The organism is Streptomyces sp. NPDC057939, assembly GCF_042887545.1.
Classification (GTDB): domain Bacteria; phylum Actinomycetota; class Actinomycetes; order Streptomycetales; family Streptomycetaceae; genus Streptomyces.
On sequence record NZ_JBHVPG010000062.1, the window covers coordinates 18,018 to 36,533 of the forward strand.

General features: G+C 70.6%; 13 protein-coding genes and 1 pseudogene. 13 read left to right on the forward strand and 1 reads right to left on the reverse strand.

Translation table 11 applies throughout. The features are described 5' to 3' along the window. The first annotated feature begins 293 nt into the window (after window positions 1-293). The 5 genes and pseudogenes from ACFVS6_RS37790 (at window position 294) to uvrA (ending at window position 7,049) form a co-directional block, all read left to right on the forward strand. The gene (locus ACFVS6_RS37790) at window positions 294-1,103 is read left to right on the forward strand and encodes a hypothetical protein (RefSeq protein WP_389711071.1); all 810 of its coding nucleotides are present in this window, start codon (window positions 294-296) and stop codon (window positions 1,101-1,103) included. Then, window positions 1,100-2,509 carry an MFS transporter gene (locus ACFVS6_RS37795; RefSeq protein ID WP_389711072.1) on the forward strand — a complete coding sequence of 470 codons (1,410 nt, stop codon included), beginning with the start codon at window positions 1,100-1,102 and terminating at the stop codon, window positions 2,507-2,509. Before ACFVS6_RS37790 ends, ACFVS6_RS37795 begins: the two co-directional genes overlap by 4 nt. Continuing rightward, on the forward strand, window positions 2,506-3,696 hold the full coding sequence (locus tag ACFVS6_RS37800; RefSeq protein ID WP_389711073.1) for a DNA glycosylase AlkZ-like family protein: 1,191 nt from the start codon (window positions 2,506-2,508) through the stop codon (window positions 3,694-3,696). Before ACFVS6_RS37795 ends, ACFVS6_RS37800 begins: the two co-directional genes overlap by 4 nt. A gap of 18 nt (window positions 3,697-3,714) precedes the next feature. After that, window positions 3,715-3,879: pseudogene (locus ACFVS6_RS37805) on the forward strand (pirin); the annotation flags it as partial. 701 nt (window positions 3,880-4,580) lie between these two features. Beyond that, window positions 4,581-7,049, forward strand: a complete 2,469-nt coding sequence (gene uvrA / locus ACFVS6_RS37810) for an excinuclease ABC subunit UvrA (protein WP_389711074.1) — start codon at window positions 4,581-4,583, stop codon at window positions 7,047-7,049. Between the two features lie 19 nt (window positions 7,050-7,068). On the opposite strand, the gene ACFVS6_RS37815 is transcribed toward uvrA, so the two are convergent. Continuing rightward, window positions 7,069-8,715 carry a PucR family transcriptional regulator gene (locus ACFVS6_RS37815; protein ID WP_389711075.1) on the reverse strand — a complete coding sequence of 549 codons (1,647 nt, stop codon included), beginning with the start codon at window positions 8,713-8,715 and terminating at the stop codon, window positions 7,069-7,071. A gap of 718 nt (window positions 8,716-9,433) precedes the next feature. On the opposite strand from ACFVS6_RS37815, the gene dnaK reads away from it, so the two are divergent. Genes dnaK through ACFVS6_RS37855 form a run of 8 tightly spaced genes read left to right on the forward strand, consistent with a single transcriptional unit; the run spans window position 9,434 to window position 18,490 of the window. After that, window positions 9,434-11,335, forward strand: coding sequence for a molecular chaperone DnaK (dnaK, locus tag ACFVS6_RS37820; RefSeq protein WP_389711076.1), 1,902 nt, complete (start codon window positions 9,434-9,436; stop codon window positions 11,333-11,335). Between the two features lie 8 nt (window positions 11,336-11,343). Beyond that, entirely contained in the window at window positions 11,344-11,952 is a 609-nt protein-coding gene (locus ACFVS6_RS37825) for a nucleotide exchange factor GrpE (RefSeq protein ID WP_266494792.1), read from the forward strand. Window positions 11,953-11,958: 6 nt separating this feature from the next. Then, on the forward strand, window positions 11,959-12,906 hold the full coding sequence (locus ACFVS6_RS37830) for a DnaJ C-terminal domain-containing protein (protein ID WP_381339973.1): 948 nt from the start codon (window positions 11,959-11,961) through the stop codon (window positions 12,904-12,906). Then, entirely contained in the window at window positions 12,906-13,313 is a 408-nt protein-coding gene (locus ACFVS6_RS37835; protein ID WP_202198228.1) for a chaperone modulator CbpM, read from the forward strand. The genes ACFVS6_RS37830 and ACFVS6_RS37835 overlap by 1 nt, the downstream gene beginning before the upstream one ends. Continuing rightward, window positions 13,304-15,943 (forward strand): ATP-dependent chaperone ClpB, encoded by a 2,640-nt coding sequence (gene clpB, locus ACFVS6_RS37840; RefSeq protein WP_081521730.1) that lies wholly within the window; start codon window positions 13,304-13,306, stop codon window positions 15,941-15,943. The genes ACFVS6_RS37835 and clpB overlap by 10 nt, the downstream gene beginning before the upstream one ends. Then, window positions 15,940-16,413 carry a thioredoxin gene (gene trxA, locus ACFVS6_RS37845; protein WP_389711077.1) on the forward strand — a complete coding sequence of 158 codons (474 nt, stop codon included), beginning with the start codon at window positions 15,940-15,942 and terminating at the stop codon, window positions 16,411-16,413. The genes clpB and trxA overlap by 4 nt, the downstream gene beginning before the upstream one ends. 56 nt (window positions 16,414-16,469) lie before the next feature. Continuing rightward, the gene (locus ACFVS6_RS37850; protein WP_031147460.1) at window positions 16,470-16,733 is read left to right on the forward strand and encodes a UBP-type zinc finger domain-containing protein; all 264 of its coding nucleotides are present in this window, start codon (window positions 16,470-16,472) and stop codon (window positions 16,731-16,733) included. Then, window positions 16,733-18,490: an FAD-dependent oxidoreductase gene (locus ACFVS6_RS37855; protein ID WP_389711078.1), complete on the forward strand. Its 1,758-nt coding sequence runs from the start codon at window positions 16,733-16,735 to the stop codon at window positions 18,488-18,490. The genes ACFVS6_RS37850 and ACFVS6_RS37855 overlap by 1 nt, the downstream gene beginning before the upstream one ends. Window positions 18,491-18,516: the final 26 nt, after the last annotated feature.

Sequence of the window (18,516 nt, forward strand, 5' to 3'; positions counted from 1 at the left end):
CCGGGCCCTCTCCGCAGACAAGGGGCCCGGGACGGTGAAGGACTTTCCCGGGCAACCCCGACCGAAGCCCGGACCGCGGACCGAGACCCCCTACAACCGCAGTCGTTGCAACTCCACGCTTCCACAACGGGGTCGAGACGGAGTCCGAGCAAAGTGCCCAGCCCGGGAATCAACCGTCACGGCCCCGCTGAGCCGAGCCCGGACCAGCACGACAGCCGCACCGTTCAAGAACGCCGCCGGCCGCGAACCGCGCAACCGGTCGGGCCCGCATCCGCCGACAGAGAGCAGACCGCATGCCCGAGGTCACCTTCCGCCCCCTCCACCCCTGGGCAGTCCTGCCCGACAAGCCTCACGTCGACCGGGCCGAAGCCCGAACCGAACGAGATCTGTACGAGGGCTCGTTTCGCTACCTGCGGATCGCACGACTGCCCATGGACTGCCCGCCCTGGATCCTGGGCCAAGAACTCGGCTGGGCCGTGCGTTCCCCCCTCACCCTCACGATGAAGCCCCTCGACGACATCGGGCTCGCCGTCCCCGACAGCGAGGAGCCCCAGCAGGTCGGTCGACGCCTGGGCGGTCAGGGGATGTGGCAGCGAGGCAAGGACTGGATCGCCACCGGCAACACCGCCTGGCTTCACCTCGGCGACCACCGCACCCCAGGCGGCAACTGGGAAGGCATGTTCCTGCCCAACGGTTCGGGCACCGTCGAATGGCGACTGGGCTGGGCGGCCACCCTCCCACCCGGGACCTTCCTCATGGTCATGCCCCCACCCAACGGCCCCCCGCCCGGCCTGACGATCCCACTCGGAGTGATCCCCGCGAAAGCCGTCAACGCCATGGCCGGCCGCGGGGGCATGAGCATCGCCATCCGACCCGACCAGGACGTCACCGTCCACCGCGGCCAGGACATCGCCCGACTCGTACTCCTCCACCCCGACTCCCTACGCGCCACCGCCCACCAGGACACCGAGCCCGACGTCAAGGCCGACGCCCCCCTCGGCGAATCCGGCAGCACCGGGCCACCAGGAACCGACCCATTGCCTCACGGCCGCTCGGCGACCGTCGATCACGACGCCACGACCGGCCCGGAGACCGGAGGATGAACGCCCCCACCGCCCGCGGACACCACAAGGCACCCCCCAGCACGCTCCGACTGCTGACCCGCCCACCCGTACGGGGCCTGCTCACCCTCGCCCTTCTCGCCCGCACCACCGCCGCCGTCCTGCCCATCACCCTCCTCCTCGCCCTCGCCCAAACCCACGGCTACGCCCGCGCGGCCACCGTCGGCGGCGGCTACACCTTCGTCCTCGCCCTCTGCGCCCCACTCCGCGGCCGACTCCTCGACCGCCACGGCGTCCATCGCGTCCTCACCCTCATGGGCATCACCACCGCGACCCTCCTCGCCCTGGTGACGTGCAGCATCGAGTTCGAATGGCCCTGGTGGACCACCCTGCCCCTCGTCATCGCCGCAACCCTGTCCAGCCCACCGCTGAACTCCGCGCTCCGCGCCTCCTGGCGTCGCCTGGCCGTCGACGAAGCACAACTCAAAGCGGTGCACAGCGCCGACTCGATCCTGGAGGAGACCGGCTTCGTCCTCGCCCCACTCACGGCCGGAGCCGCTGTCGCCCTCCTGGGACCCCGGCACGCCTACGAGACGGCCGCCGCCTGTTTCATCACGGTCACCCTCCTCTACCTGACCGCAGCCCGCCGCCACCAACTCGGCACCACACGCCCCACACCGACCAATCCCACCCCGGCGCCCACTCTCAGTCGCCGAGCCCGCAGGTCCCGGCGCTGGATCGGCCCGCTCGGCACCCCGGGCATGCCAGCGATCCTGCTACCCCTGTTCGCCATGGGCGCCATCTTCGGAGGCACCGCGATCCTCATCCCCGCCTACCTCCAGAACCAGCACGCCACCGCATGGCTCGGCCCCTTCCTTGCCGCGATCAGCATCGGAGGCGTCATCGGCGGTATCCTCTACGCCACCCTCGACTGGAAAACCGACCTCTGGCGCAAGTACCAGCTCCTGACCCTCGGCTTCACCCTCCCCACCCTGCTCCTCTTCCTCGCACGCCCACTCTGGCTCCTCGCCACCCTGCTCCTCGTGGCAGGCCTGTTCGTCACCCCCCTGTTCATCAACGCCTTCCTCCTCGTCGACACCACCGCCGCCGACGACACCCGCGTCGAGGCCAACACGTGGGTCGGCGCCTCCACCGACATCGCGAACGGCATCATGGCCGTCGTCATCGGTGCACTCGCCGAACACCAACGATGGGACACAGCCCTGCTCGCTCTCACCTGCTGTGCGGCCGCCGGAGCCATGAGCCCGCTCCTCACTCCCGCCCACCCCACGCCCAGGCCTCCGACCGGCCCCGCCGAGCCGGTGGCCACCCCACCCGCGACCCGCACCCCGACCGCACCCGTTCCGCGCCCCACCCCGGCGAATGAATCCGACAGCGCCTCGGAGCCCGAGCCCGTCACGGGGTCCGTGACGGAGCCGCGCACATGACCGCCGGACCGGACCCCCAGGTGGAGTTGTCCCTCGCGGAGGCCCGAGACCTGGCGATCGCCGCGTCCCTGCCCGCCGATGGATTTCCCGACGTCACAGCCGCCCTGGCCCACATGCACATCGTCCAACTCGACAGCATCAGCACCCTGGCCCGCGCCCACCAACTCACCCTCACCACCCGCATCCCCGACACGACCACGACCACCATCGACCAAACCCTCTACGACGGCACCGAACCGGTCGCGTTCGACTACCCCGCCCACGCTCTCGCCCTCGTACCGCTCGCCGACTGGCCCCTGTGGGCGTTCCGCCGCCGAGCATCGCGCCGCCGACCCCAATACCCCGACCAGCAAACCCGCGCCGCCCTCCTGGACCGGATCACCACAGAGGGTCCGCTTCCCCTGCGCCGTCTACGCGAAGGCACCGCGGCGGGCGCCGGCTGGACCTGGGGCCCCGTCAAGACCGCGGTCGAGTTCCTCCTCTGGTCCGGAGACCTCGCCTCCCATCGCCGAATCGGTGGACAGAGGTTGTTCGACCTCGCCGAGCGCTGCATCCCCGACGAACACCTCAACGACGACCTCACCGACGACGAATGCCTGACCCAACTCCTCACCCACGCGGGGACCGCTCTCGGGGTGGCCACCGTCGATGACCTCGGCGACTACATTCGCATCCCTACTTCCCTCGCCGCCCGACTCCTCCCGGGCACCGACCTCACCCCCGTACGGGTACAGGACTGGGGAACGGCATGGGCCGCCGGCGAGGCGCTCACCAGGCCGACACGGCGCTTCCCGGAGCCCGTATTCCTGGGGCCATTCGACAACCTGATCTGGCACCGACCACGGGTCCAGCGACTGTTCGGATTCACCCAGACGTTCGAGGCCTACAAACCCGCCGCCCGACGCATCCACGGCTACTACGTGTGCCCCCTCCTCGCCGAAGGCCGTCTGATAGGCCGAGCAGACTTCGCCCGAAGTGCGGGAACCCTGACGATTCTGAAGGTCAGCTTCGAGCCCGGAACCGGGCCCGACACCCCCACCCATTTCGCCACCGCGTGTCGCTCACTCGCAGCAGCCACGACACAGACCCGAATCGAGCTCGCCGAAAACACAGCGGAGCCCGCCATCACAGGCCTCCTCCGGACCACCCTTGCCCTCAACGGAGCGAACTCGCAAACGAATCGCTGATGTTGATTTCCGACCCAATTGTTCTGGAACTGGATCGGACGCTCCAACGAGGAGATCGTACAGGCGCGCAGGGACTGGATGGAAGGCACGAGGTACGGCGAAGTGAAGGGCTACGACGGCCCTCCGATCCCCGCTCCGCAGCTCCCGCCGGTACCCCTGAAAGCACGCGGTCGGTTGCGCTGACCTGCACCTTTATGGAGTAGGTCGATCAGTCGGGATCAGCCGAGAAGATGCCGCATCCCGCGCGGAGATCGTTCCCGCGGGGCGGGCGACGGGAGGCTCCGGAAGGCCCACGCAGTGCCCTCGACGTTTCCCAGGTATGACCAGCTGGGGTCAGCTTTGCCAGGACCAATGCTGACCCAATGCTGACTTTGGTGACAGTTCGTCAGCTCGCTTGATCGTTTCCGGGGGTCGTGAAGGAGTCCTGGGCGGGGGCCTCGGACGCTGTGCGACGGGTTGTACGGAGCGTAGTCGTCAGAGGTTTCGTCGCACGGCCTGGATGCAGCGGCTGCCTGCGGCGTTCGACTGGTCACTCGGGTAGGCCGCTCCGACATTCATGCCGCTGTCAGTGTCTATCGAGTGTGGTCGTCGGCCTCGGATCGCGCATACGAGACGATGCGCGCGTGCAGCATGCCGAGCGCCATGCGAAGGCGGTACGCGCGCCAGTAGGCGCCGGCCCTGTCGTGCCAGACGCATTGCCTGCCCGCCCGCCCGTCCATCCAGGGCGCCGGTATCCCCGACGTCATGCCGGTGGGGCCGGTCAGGTCCGCACGCGGCTGTTGGGTCCATTCGAATGGAGCCAACGACCCCGGACGCTCGTATGAGCGGGCCCCGGTGACGGCGCCTGTCGCGCGGTTCCCGGCGCGATCAGGTAACCAGGAACGGTGGACAAGGACGCGACCGACCCCTTCGTGCATGTCCGGGGCGCCAGTGAGAACAACCTGCGGAACATCGACGTCGACGTTCCGCGGGACGCGATGGTCGCCTTCACCGGCGTCTCCGGTTCGGGCAAGTCCTCGCTCGCGTTCGGCACGCTCTACGCGGAGGCCCAGCGGCGCTATTTCGAGTCCGTGGCACCGTACGCCCGAAGGCTGCTGCAGCAGGTCGGTGCACCGCACGTGGAGGAAATCACCGGACTGCCACCGGCCGTGGCCCTGCAGCAGCGACGCGGGTCGCCCAGCTCGCGCTCGACGGTTGGCACCCTCACCACGCTGTCGAATCTGCTGCGCATGCTGTACTCCCGCGCCGGCACCTATCCCCCCGGGGCGGCACGGCTGGAAGCCGAGTCGTTCTCACCCAACACCACGGCCGGTGCCTGCCCCGAATGCCACGGACTGGGCGTCGTGCACGACGTCGCCGAGGACCTGCTCGTCCCGGACCCCTCGCTGAGCATCCGCGAGGGGGCGATCGCCGCCTGGCCGGGCGCTTGGCAGGGAGCCAACCTGCGCAGTGTCGTGAGCGGCCTGGGGATCGACATCGACCGACCGTGGCGCAGGCTCAGGAAGAAGGACCGGAACTGGCTGCTGTACACCGACGAGCAGCCCTCCGTGTACATCGAGCCGGAGGAGGACCGCGTCGACTACGGCTACCAGGGCAAGTTCTGGAGCGCCCGCAAGCACGTCATGCACGTCCTCACCGACTCCAAGAGCGAGAAGATGCGCGAACGGGCGCTCCGGTTCGTCAGGAGCGTGCCCTGCCCGGAGTGTCACGGCAGCGGACTGCGACCCGAGGCGCTCGCCGTGACCTTCTCCGGACGTTCCATCGCCGAAATCAACGCGATGCCGCTGACCGAGGTCGTGGCGCTGCTGCGGCCCGTCGCGCAGCGGTCCGAGGCCGACGCCACCACCTCGACCGCCCGATCCGGGGAGACCACCGAGGTCGCGGTCCGGATCTGCGGCGATCTGGTCGCGCGGATCGACGTCCTGCTCGACCTGGGCCTCGGGTATCTCGGCCTCGGGCGCCGCTCGACGACCCTGTCGCCCGGCGAGGCGCAGCGCCTGCGGATCGCCACCCAGCTGCGCTCGGGGCTGTTCGGGGTCGTCTACGTCCTCGACGAACCCTCGGCGGGCCTGCACCCGGCTGACGCGGAACCGCTGCTGGACGTGCTGGAGCGCCTCAAGGCGGCGGGCAACTCGCTGTTCGTCGTGGAGCACGACATGGACGTCGTACGGCGGGCCGACTGGGTGGTCGACATCGGCCCCGGCGCGGGCGAGGGCGGCGGCCGCGTGCTGTACAGCGGCCCCGTCGCCGGTCTCGAGCGGGTCGCGGAGTCGGCCACGAGCCAGTACCTGTTCGGGCGCGCCCAGCCGCTCGACCACCGGCCGCGCACCCCGCAGGGCTGGCTGCACCTGAGGGGCGTCTCCCGCCACAATCTGCACGACGTGTCCGTCGACGTACCGCTGTGCGTACTGACGGCGGTGACGGGCGTGTCCGGTTCCGGAAAGTCGACACTGGTGACGCAGGTGCTCGCCGAGGTCGTCCGCGGCCACCTCGGACTCGTACCCGAGGAGCCCGATGAGGCGCAGCTGATCGTTGACGTCCAGGACGCGTCGGGGGTCGAGTCGTTCGACCGGATGGTCCGGGTCGACCAACGGCCCATCGGCCGGACTCCCCGTTCCAACCTGGCCACGTACACGGGGATGTTCGACGCGGTGCGCAAGCTGTACGCGTCGACGGACGAGGCCAAGGCGCGTGGCTACTCGGCCGGGCGGTTCTCCTTCAACGTGCCCGAAGGACGGTGCGAGACCTGCCAGGGCGAGGGATTCGTCTCGGTGGAACTGCTCTTCCTGCCCGGCACCTACGCACCGTGCCCGACCTGCCGGGGAGCCCGGTACAACGCCGAAACGCTGGAGGTCACCTACCGCGGCAAGAACATCGCGGAGGTGCTGGGGCTCTCCGTCGATGCCGCCGCCACGTTCCTGTCCGCCGTCCCGGCCGCCTCCCGCAGTCTGGAGACGTTGCGCGAGGTGGGACTGGGGTACCTGCGGCTGGGACAGCCCGCGACGGAGCTCAGCGGTGGTGAGGCGCAACGCATCAAGCTGGCCACCGAGCTGCAGCGGGCCCGCCGCGGCCACGCGCTCTACCTGCTCGACGAGCCGACGGCGGGGCTGCACCCCGCGGACGTCGCGCTGCTGCTGCGACAGCTGCACCGGCTCGTCGACGCCGGCAATACGGTCGTCCTCGTCGAGCACGACCTGGACACGATCACCACCGCCGACTGGGTCATCGACCTCGGGCCGGGCGGCGGCGACGCGGGCGGGCGGGTGGTCGCGGCGGGCCCGCCGGCCAAGGTGGCGAAATCCCGCCGCAGCATCACCGCGCCCTACCTCGCGGCCCGGCTCGCGCGCGGGTGATCGATCTGCCGCATCGCGTTCAACGACGCCGTTCTCCTGCTTGTTCGCCCAGCACGATCTTCCACACTCGGGTCGCCACCTGGAGGTTGAGCCGGTCCTCGACGTCCGCGAGGTCGTTGCCGCTGATGTCGCGGATGCGCTGGAGCCGATAGCGCAGCGTGCTGCGGTGGATCGCGAGGGATTCGGCGGTCTCGTCGTAGTTGCCGCCGCAGTCGAAGTACTGCGACAGCGTCTCCACCATGGCCGTGTGGTGCCGGGAGTCGTAGTCGATCAGCTGCCCGAGCCACTCGTGGACGAACGTCTCCAGTTCCCGGTAGTCGTTGCCGGGTCCCAGGATGCGGTAGAGGCCCAGTTCGTCGAAGAACGTCGTGCCGTAGTGCTCGCCGCGGGAGTGGCGGCGCACTTCCAGGGCGCGCTGCGCCTCCTGGTAGCGGTGGGGGATGTCGGCCAGGGAGTCGCAAGGGGCGCTCACCCCGATGGTCCCGGACCGTGTCCCGGTCTCCCGGGCGAGCGCCTCGTACAGCGCGCGGGCGTGCGGCCTGTCGTCGGTGACCAGGACCACGTGATCGGAACGCCGGGTCAGCAGCGAGTGCATGCCCACGGCAGAGGCCGCCCGGCCCACCGTCTGCGCGAAGGGACCGTCCGCGGTCCGGTTCGACCACTGCACCACGACGACGTAGTGGCGGCGGTGCAGGTCGTGTCCGACTGCCTCGGAACGGGCGTAGGCGCTCGCCTCGTCCGTCCCTGTCAGGAGGTCGTCGGCCAGCTCGCGGTGCAGCTTCGACTCCACTTCGGCCAGATTGCGCGAGTGCGCCAGCTCCGGGGCGAGTGACGCGGCGCCGTCCTCCAGCGCGCGCAGGGTGTGATCGTCGGCCTCGCGCCGGACGTCGACCAGGGCCAGCACGCCCAGGATCTCGCCGTGCGGGCGGACCAGGGTGACCAGCCGGTCCTTCACGCGCACCGGCCCGGCCTGACGGCCGACGGCGTACAGCATTGCGTCCTGGCGCACGGGGTCCGGTTCGGGATAGGGGTCGGGGCGATCGGGACCGGTCCAGGACCGCAGCCGACCGAAGCGGTCCTCGACCAGCGCGGGGAGTCCGGTGAGCCTGTGCAGTGCGCGCGTGATGGCTTCCTCGCCGCCGCCCGAGGCGGCGACGTCGGCCATGAGCGCGTGAAGGGCTCGCTGGTACCCCAGCTCGGCGACGACGGAGATCAGCTGCCCCTGGAGGGCTGTCCGCTCCTTCCTGAGCCGGTACAGCTCCAGTGCGTCCTCGCGTCGGCGCCGGTGTGCGAAGGCGACCGAGAGTGCGGCGGCGGTGTGCCGGACCAGCGTGGCGAGCAGGGACCGCTCGGCCTCGGTGGGCCGGGAGCGGGACGTCACCACGAGGTAGCCGTGGAGCCTCTCGTGCCCGCGCAGCCCCAGGGCCCGGGCCCTGGGCAGGCCGGGTACGGTCACGGGGCCGTCCTCCCCGGCCAGCTCCCGCACCCTACGGTCCACGGCCAGGGCGTGGACCTGCCCGTTCCTCCGGCTGGGGACCAGGGCGCCGTCCACCGTGAGGTATCCGGCCTCGGCGCCGTACGGCCCTGCGGCGGCTACGTGGTCCATGGCCAGGCCCAGGATCTCGCCTTCGTCCAGGGTGTCGAACATGGCGCTGGAGAGCTTCATCAGTGCGTGGGGGACACGGTCGGCCTGGGTGGGAGCAGGCGGGCGGGGCCCTCGCCCCGCTGCGGTGGGGCGCCACCCGCTGCCGCGGGGTGGGACGGACCCTCTCCGCGCGGCCATGGCGAGCTGCCCGCCGCTGTCCCGCGGAAGGCTTCTCTCCCGGTCGCAGCGGCGGCGGTACAGATGGTGCGGCCGGCTGCTGGCCATGGGATCACTCCGTTCTCTTCGAGCCTACAGCCGAGCGGCGGTGCTGGTCGGGTCGGCTCATACGAGAGGTTCGGATTCTGCCTCTCGTACTCGCGGGGCGACCGGACCCGTGCTTTTCCGACTTGCCAGGCGCAGGCGCGGAGCCACTGGGCACGCCACCCTGGGGAGTGTTCGAAACCGTCCGCGCACCGGTAGGTAGCGCCGGGCGGTGACCGAGCAGCTCCGCAGGCCGGCTGCCTCGTACACGACGTACGGGGAAGCCGCACACGCCGTTGAGCACCTCTTGGGCCACGGGTTTCCCGTGGAGAGGGCCCCGGTGTCCTGCTCGACGGCTGTTCGGCTCGGTGAACCGGCTCGACCCCGTCGTCTCCGCCCTGCTCCTCGTCGAGGAGGTCTCCGACGAGGCCGCAGGGCTGATCGGCGGGCTGCAGACCACTGGCAGAGGTCCCCGCCCGTACCTGAACGAACGTGATCCGGACAGTCGGCGCAGGCGCCGTACCGGGAGGAGTTCCTCATGGCCAAGGCAGTGGGCATCGACCTGGGCACCACCAACTCGGTGATCGCCGTGTGGGAGGGCGGAGAGCCATCCGTCGTGCCCAACAGCGAGGGCAACCGCACGACACCGTCCGTGGTGGGCTTCACCGATACCGGGGAACGTCTGGTGGGCCAGCTGGCCCGGCGCCAGGCGATCCTCAATCCCAAGGGCACCATCTACTCGGCCAAGCGGTTCATCGGCCGGCATTTCGACGAGATCTCCGACGAGGCCAGGGCGGTGGCGTACGACGTCGTCGAGGGCGACGGCGGGGCGGCCCGCTTCAAGGTGCGCGACAAGCTGTACGCGCCCGAGGAGATCAGCGCACAGGTGCTGCGCAAACTCACCGACGACGCCTCCAAGCAGCTCGGGGAGCGGGTCACGGAGGCGGTCATCACGGTGCCCGCCTACTTCAACGACGCCCAGCGCACCGCCACCAAGGACGCAGGCCGGATCGCGGGACTGGAAGTGCTGCGGATCATCAACGAGCCGACGGCGGCTGCCCTCGCGTACGGCGTGGACAAGAAGGAGCACGAGACCGTCCTCGTCTTCGACCTGGGCGGCGGCACCTTCGACGTGAGCATCCTCGACGTCGGCGACGGCGTGGTGGAGGTGCGCTCCACCGCAGGCGACAGCCACCTGGGCGGCGACGACTTCGACCGGCGCCTGGTGGACCACCTCGCGGACGACTTCCAGAAGGAGAACGGCATCGACCTGCGACAGGACGCGCAGGCGCTGCAACGCTTGTTCGAGGCGGCGGAGAAGGCCAAGACCGAGCTGAGTTCGGTGACGCAGACGCAGGTCAGCCTGCCGTTCATCACCGCCGACGCCGCCGGGCCCAAGCACCTCACCGACTCGATCATGCGGTCCACGTTCGAGCAGATCACCGGCGACCTGGTGGAACGCTGCCTGGGACCGGTCCAGCAGGCCATCGCCGACGCCAAGGTCGGCGAGAGCGACATCGACGAGGTCATCCTTGTCGGCGGATCCACCCGCATCCCCGCTGTCCAGACCCTGGTCCGCCGACTGACCGGCGGCAAGGAACCCAACATGAGCGTCAACCCCGATGAGGTCGTGGCCCTCGGTGCCGCGATCCAGGCAGGTGTGCTCAAGGGTGAGGTCAAGGACGTCCTGCTGCTCGACGTAACCCCCTTGTCGCTGGGCGTGGAGACACGCGGCGGAGTGATGACGAAGATCATCGAGCGGAACACCACCATCCCGGTGCGCCGCAGCGAGACTTTCTCCACCGCCGAGGACAACCAGCCGGCCGTCGACGTGGTCGTCCTCCAGGGCGAGCGCGAGCTGGCTGCCGACAACCGGGTGCTGGGCCGGTTCCAGCTCACCGACATCCGGCCGGCGCCGCGGGGCGAAGCACAGATCGAGGTCACCTTCGACATCGACGCCAACGGCATCCTCGAGGTCAAGGCCCGTGACCGGGACACCGGCAAGGAACAGGGCATCACCATCAGCGAGAGCTCCAACCTGGACCGCAGCGAGGTCGAACGCATGGTCCAGGAGGCCGAAAGCAACCAGGGCCAGGACAAGGCACTTCGCGAGGCCGTCGACGCCCGCAACGAACTCGACGCCGTCGCGTACCAGGTCGAGAAGCGTCTCGCCGAACTGGGCGACGCAGCGCCCGCGCACGAGAAGGCACGCGGCGAGATGCTCGTGTCGGACGCCCGGGCGGCGGTCAAGGACGAGGCGGGCGTGGAACGTGTGCGCCCCCTGACCTCCGAACTCCAGCAGGTGCTCGCCGGGCTGGCGGCCCACCAGGGCGCGGCCACTACGGGCGGAGGTCCCGCCCAGGACGCCGCCACCGGCGGTCCCACGAGTGGCGGTGGCGGTGACGATGATGTCATCGACGCCGAGTTCGACAAGGGCTGAGGCGCGCCATGCCCACCTACCCCCAGGAACCCGACCGGGCCGCGCCGGATCCGGCCGAACCGGTCCCGGAAGGAGCCGGACCCCCGCCTCGCGGGGACCTGCCCCAACCGGGCCCGTCCCGGCACGGAGCGGCGAACGGCGAACCGGGACCCGATGCCGCCGGCCCCGCGTCCGCCGAGGACGAGTACACGACCGCGATCCAGGAACTGGAGGACCGTTGGCGGCGCGCACTCGCCGACCTCGACAACCTCCGCAAGCGTCACGCCAGGGAACTGGAGCGCGAACGGGCGGTGGAGCGCGCCCGCACGGCGGCCGCGTTCCTGCCCGTCCTCGACAACCTCGAACTCGCCCTGACCCACGCGGGCGCCGATCCGGGCGCGATCGTGGAAGGCATCCTGGCCGTACGCGACCAAGCGGTGAACGTCCTCGAACTGCTCGGCTACCCGCGACACGCGGAGACCGGCGTCCCCTTCGACCCCGCCCGGCACGAGGTGGTCGGCGTCGTCCAGGACCCCGACGCCGCACCGGGCACGGTCGTCCAGGTGCTGCGCCCCGGCTACGGGGACGGCGAGCGGCAGCTCAGGCCCGCCGCCGTGACCGTAGCGAAGCGGGAGTGACCGGTCATGGCGCAGGACTACTACGAGGCGCTCGGGGTGTCGCGGTCCGCGAGCCAGGACGAGATCCAGCAGGCATATCGAAAGCTCGCCCGCAGGCACCACCCCGACGTCAACAAGGACCCCGGGGCGGAAGAGCGCTTCAAGGACCTCAACGAGGCATATAGCGTCCTGTCCGATCCCAAGACCCGGGCCCGCTACGACCGCTTCGGCGAGGATTTCCGCAAGATCCCGGAGGACTTCGACGAACGGGCCGCGGCGGGAGCGGGCGGCGGCTTCCGCGGTCGGACGACCGCAGGCGGGGGCGGCCCTCGGGTCCGGTACGCCGGCTTCGGAGACGACTTCGGAGCGGAGGGCATCGACATCGAGGACCTGTTCGGCTCCATGTTCGGAGCCGGAGCCGCCCGAGGGAGCGTCCCCGGAGCGGACCAGGAGGCCGAACTGTCGCTCACCGTCGAGGAGGCGTACCGAGGCGGCCGTCGCACCGTCACGCTCGCCGGTCCCACGGGGCAGCCGCGGCGGTACGAGGTCGACGTGCCGCCGGGCGTCACCGACGGGCAGCGCCTGCGACTGGCGGGCGAGGGAGGCCGGGGCAGTGGTGACGCCGCCGCGGGCGACCTGTACCTGCGCGTGCGTATCCAGCCCCATCCCCGGTTCCGGTTGGACGGCCGCGACGTGCACGTCCAGGTCCCGGTGGCCCCCTGGGAGGCGGCCCTGGGTGCGACCGTGCCGGTGCCCACCCCCGGCGGCGGCACGGCCAAGGTCACGGTGCCCGCGGGCTCGTCCAGCGGCCGTCGGCTGCGGCTGCGCGGCGAGGGCATGCCGAACCCGCGCGGCGCGAACGGCGACCTGTACGCCGAACTCCGCATCGTGGTGCCACCCACTCTCGGCGACCGTGAGCGCGAACTGTTCGCGGAGCTCGCCGCCGCCTCCTCGTACGACCCCAGGAGGACGTGATGAACGAACCACCCGCGGGAGCGTCAGGCCCCGGCCGGGCCGGCGCGGGCAACCGTCCGGTACGAACGGGCGCCGACCTCACCGCCTCGACGGCCGTCCGGTACGCGCTCGTGCCCGCCCCCAGGCTCTCCCTCGACGCCGTGTCCCGTCGCTCGGGCCTCCACCCCGATCTGATCCGGCGGTTCGTCGCCCTCGGCCTGATCGACGCCGGACGCGACGCCGCGGGACACCTGGTGTTCGACCCCACGGCCCCGGCGGTCCTCGCCCGCATCCAGCGGCTGCGCACCGGACTCTGCCTCAACTACGCATCCATCGGCCTGGTGCTCGATCTGCTCGACCGCATCAGCCTGCTCGAAGCCGCCCTGCGCGGCCGCGGCACGAGGAGTGAAACACCCCCATGGACATGAACCGTCTCACCCAGAAGTCCCAGGAAGCCCTCCAGGAGGCCCAGACCGCGGCCGGCCGCATGGGGCACACCGAGGTCGACGGGGAACACCTGCTGTTCGCACTCCTCGATCAGGAGGACGGTCTGATCCCGCGGTTGCTGGAGCAGGCCGGCAAGGAGCCGAAGGGACTGCGCGAGGCCGTGCGCGAGGAACTCTCCCGCCGCCCGAAGGTCACCGGCCCCGGCGCGGCACCCGGCCAGGTCTTCGTCACCCAGCGCCTCGCCCACCTGCTCGACGCCGCCGAGCGGGAGGCCAAACGCCTCAAGGACGAGTACGTGTCCGTGGAACACCTCCTGCTCGCCCTGGCCGAGGAGAGCTCTTCGACCGCCGCCGGGCGACTGCTCAAACAGGCCGGCATCACCAGGGACTCGTTCCTGAGCGCGCTCACTCAGGTCCGCGGCAACCAGCGCGTCACCTCCGCGAACCCCGAAGTGGCCTACGAGGCCCTGGAGAAGTACGGACGCGACCTCGTCCTCGAGGCTCGGTCCGGTCGGCTGGACCCGGTCATCGGCCGTGACGCGGAGATCCGCCGCGTCACCCAGATCCTCAGCCGCAAGACCAAGAACAACCCCGTCCTCATCGGCGACCCCGGCGTCGGCAAGACCGCCATCGTCGAGGGCCTGGCCCAGCGCATCGTTCGCGGCGACGTCCCCGAGGGCCTGCGCGACAGGACGGTGTTCGCCCTGGACATGGGCTCCCTGGTCGCCGGCGCCAAGTACCGCGGCGAGTTCGAGGAACGCCTGAAGGCCGTACTGTCCGAGGTGAAGGCCGCCGAAGGGCGCATCCTGCTCTTCGTCGACGAACTCCACACCGTCGTCGGCGCAGGCGCCGCCGAAGGAGCCATGGACGCGGGCAACATGCTCAAGCCGATGCTGGCCCGCGGCGAACTCCACATGATCGGCGCCACCACCCTCGACGAGTACCGCAAGCACATCGAGAAGGACGCCGCCCTCGAACGCCGCTTCCAGCAGGTCCTGGTCGAGGAGCCCAGCGTGGAGGACACCATCTCCATCCTGCGCGGACTGCGCGAACGCCTCGAGGTCTTCCACGGCGTCAAGATTCAGGACACCGCGATGGTCTCCGCGGCCACCCTCAGCCACCGTTACATCACCGATCGGTTCCTGCCCGACAAGGCCATCGACCTCGTCGACGAGGCGTGCGCCAGGCTGCGTACCGAGATCGACTCGATGCCCGCCGAACTCGACGAGATCACCCGTCGTGTCACGCGGCTGGAGATCGAGGATGCCGCCCTGTCCAAGGAGACCGACCCCGCCAGCAAAACACGCCTGGAGGAGCTGCGCAGGGAACTGGGCGACCTGCGCGGTGAAGCCGACGCCAAACGCGCCCAGTGGGAGGCCGAACGGCAGGCGATCCGCCGCGTGCAGGAACTGCGCCAGGAACTGGAACAGGTCCGCCACGAGGCCGAGGAGGCCGAACGCGCCTACGACCTCAACCGCGCCGCCGAACTGCGCTACGGCCGCGTCCGCGACCTGGAGCGCCGACTCGCCGCGGAGGAGGAGCAACTGGCCGCCAAACAAGGGCAGAACCGGCTGCTGCGCGAGGTCGTCACCGAGGAGGAGATCGCCGAGATCGTCGCCGCCTGGACCGGCGTCCCGGTCGCCCGCCTCCAGGAGGGCGAACGCGAGAAGCTGCTGCGCCTCGACGAGATCCTGCGCGAGCGCGTCATCGGCCAGGACGAGGCGGTCAAGCTCGTCACCGACGCCATCATCCGTGCCCGCTCCGGCATCCGCGACCCCCGCCGTCCCATCGGCTCGTTCATCTTCCTCGGCCCCACCGGCGTCGGGAAGACCGAGCTGGCCAAGACCCTCGCCCGGACCCTGTTCGACTCCGAGGACAACATGGTCCGCCTCGACATGAGCGAGTACCAGGAGCGGCACACCGTCAGCCGGCTCATGGGCGCACCGCCCGGATACGTCGGCTACGAGGAAGGCGGCCAGCTCACCGAGGCCGTGCGCCGCAAGCCGTACTCGGTCGTCCTGTTCGACGAGGTCGAGAAGGCGCACACCGATGTCTTCAACACGCTGCTCCAGATGCTCGACGACGGTCGCATCACCGACGCGCAGGGCCGCACCGTCGACTTCCGCAACACCGTAATCATCATGACGTCCAACATCGGCTCCGAGCACCTCCTCGACGGCGCCACCGCCGAGGGTGAGATCAAGCCCGATGCCCGCGCCCTGGTGATGGGCGAGCTGCGCGGGCACTTCCGCCCGGAGTTCCTCAATCGCGTCGACGACATCGTGCTGTTCAAGCCGCTCGGTGAGCGGCAGATCGAGCGGATCGTGGAGCTGCAATTCGACGAGCTGCGGCGGCGGCTCGCCGAGCGCCGCATTACCGTCGAACTCACCGACGCTGCACGGGTGGTGATTGCCCATCAGGGCTACGACCCGGTGTACGGGGCCCGGCCGCTGCGGCGTTACATCTCCCACGAGGTCGAGACGCTGGTCGGACGCGCCCTCCTGCGCGGCGACGTCCAGGACGGTGCGACGGTGCGCGTCGACGCCGAGCACGGAGAGCTGGTGGTCACCTACGACCAGCAGGAGGACGACCGGGAAGCGAGGGCGGCGTGAACACCACCCGGACGACCACGGTGACCTGCCCGAACTGCGGTCGCGGCAACCGGATTCCCGTGGCCGCCGAGGGACGGCCCCGATGCGGCCACTGCAAGCAGCCCCTGCCCTGGGTCGTCGACGCGGGCGACAGCGACTTCGCCGAGGTCGCCGACAACGCCACGGTGCCCGTCGTCGTCGACCTCTGGGCCACCTGGTGCGGCCCCTGCCGCATGGTCAGCCCAGCCCTCGAACAGGTCGCCCGGGACCTCGCCGGACAGATCAAGCTCGTCAAGGTCGACGTCGACCAGAACCCACGGCTCAGTCGGCGGTTCGAGGTGCAGGCGGTGCCGACCCTGCTCGTCCTGGACCGGGGCGAGACGCTCGCCCGGCAGGCCGGCGCGGCACCCGCGCCCGTCCTGCGCTCCTGGGTCGAGCAGGCGGTGGCGGGCCGGCAGACCACTGCGGGAGGGTCAAGGCGACGGTGCTGAGGAAGACCATCGCCGGCCGCGGCCGATCAGGCCCACTTCACGGAAGGAAAACCCTCATGGCCACGATTCCCGACCCGCACCTGGCGATGGTTCGCCCAGTGACGCCGCGTACCCCGCAGGGCTGCGAGGAGTGCCTCAGGGAGCAGTCCCCATGGCTCCACCTGCGCCTGTGCCTCACCTGTGGGCACGTCGGCTGCTGCGATTCCTCCCCCCTCAAGCACGCCAGGCGGCATGCGGGGAGCGTCGGTCACCCCGTCGTGCAGTCCTTCGAGCCGGGAGAGGACTGGCGCTGGTGCTTCGTCCACGAGGCGCTGGTCTGATGAGCACGGCCGAGCACGAGAAGGGTGCGGTCCGCGAGACACCGGACCGGTACGGGGCGTTCCCGCGCCTCACGCCGGAGCAGCTCGAGGACCTGAGCGCGCACGGTGAGCGCCGCAGGACCGCCGAGGGCGAGGTGCTGTACCGCGAGGGTGAGCCGTTCCGGGAGTTCCTCGTGATCCTCAGCGGGACCGTCGAAATCCTCAGCGACCAGGGCGGCCCCGACGAGCGCACGGTCGCGGTCCACGGACCCGGCAGGTTCCTGGGCGAACTCGGACTGCTGGAAGGCCAGGCAGCGTTCAACACCGCCGTGGTGCGCGAGGCCGGCGAGATCCTTGCCGTACCGGTGGAGCGGCAACGCGCCCTGGTCGGCAGCGACCCCGTCCTCGGCGACCTGATCCTCCGCGCCTACCTGGGCCGCAGGTACCTGCTCATCGGCCTCGGCGCCGGCTTCCGGATCCTGGGGTCGTGCTACTCACGGGACACGCTGCGGCTGCGCGAGTTCGCCGCCCGCAACCGGCTGCCCCACCGCTGGGTGGATCTGGAGAGGGACAAGGAGGCCGAGGCGCTGCTGCGCCGGTTCGCCATCCGTCCCGAGGAGACACCGGTGGTCCTGTGGCAGGGCGAGCGGCTCCTGCGCAATCCGAGCAACGCCGAACTCGCCCGGCTCATCGGGCTGCCCGCCCCCGCCCCCTCGGCCGAGAACGAACGGTGCGAGGTCATGGTGATCGGTGCGGGCCCCGCAGGACTCGCCGCCGCCGTGTACGGCGCCTCCGACGGCCTCACCACGGTCACCGTCGACGCCGTGGCCACGGGAGGCCAGGCAGCGACCTCGTCCCGCATCGAGAACTACCTCGGCTTCCCGTCCGGCATCTCCGGGGGCGAACTCATCGAGCGTGCGGTGCTCCAGGCGCACAAGTTCGGCGCCCGCCTGATGGTGCCGGCGGAGGTCAGCGCGCTCACCCCGCAGGACGATGAGTACATCGTCACGTTCACAGACGGCTCCCGGGCCCGGGCCGGCGCCGTGGTGCTCGCCTCGGGCGTGCGGTACCGCAGGCTCGAAGTGCCCGGCATCGACCTCCTGGAAGGGATCAGCGTCTACTACGCGGCGACGGTCCACGAGGCCGGCCTCTGCCGCGCCGACCCGGTCGCCGTGGTCGGCGGCGGGAACTCCGCCGGACAAGCGGCGCTGTTCCTCGCCCAGCACGCGTCCGAGGTCCACCTCCTCGTCCGGGGCAGCGACCTCAACGCGGACATGTCGCGCTACCTGGTGGACCAGGTGGAGCAGCACCCCAAGATCGAGGTGCTGCTCCACACCGAAGTACGGGGCGTCGCCGGCAAGGAAAAGCTGGAGTCGCTGACGGTGGAGGACAACGCAAGCCATGAGCGCCGTGAGCTGCAGGCCGCGGCGCTGTTCGTGTTCATCGGCGCCCGGCCCCGCACGGAATGGCTGGGGGGCGTGCTGGCCCTGGACGAGAGGGGCTTCGTCCTCACCGGCGCCGACGCCGGGGCGGTGGCCGATACGAACCGGTGGGCCTCGCTGGGCCGCGATCCGATGCTGCTGGAGACCACCCTGCCCGGGGTCTTCGCCGCCGGCGACGTCAGGAGCGGCTCGGTGAAACGGGTGGCCTCGGCGACCGGTGAAGGCGCCATGGCGATCCGCCTCGTGCACGAGCACCGGGAACGGAAGGGAAACCTGGTCACCGTCGGCCCCGAGGGACGCCGGCCGGAAGCGGGCGGGCCCGTGTCCTCGCGCTGACCCGGCCCCTGACGGACCCGACACAT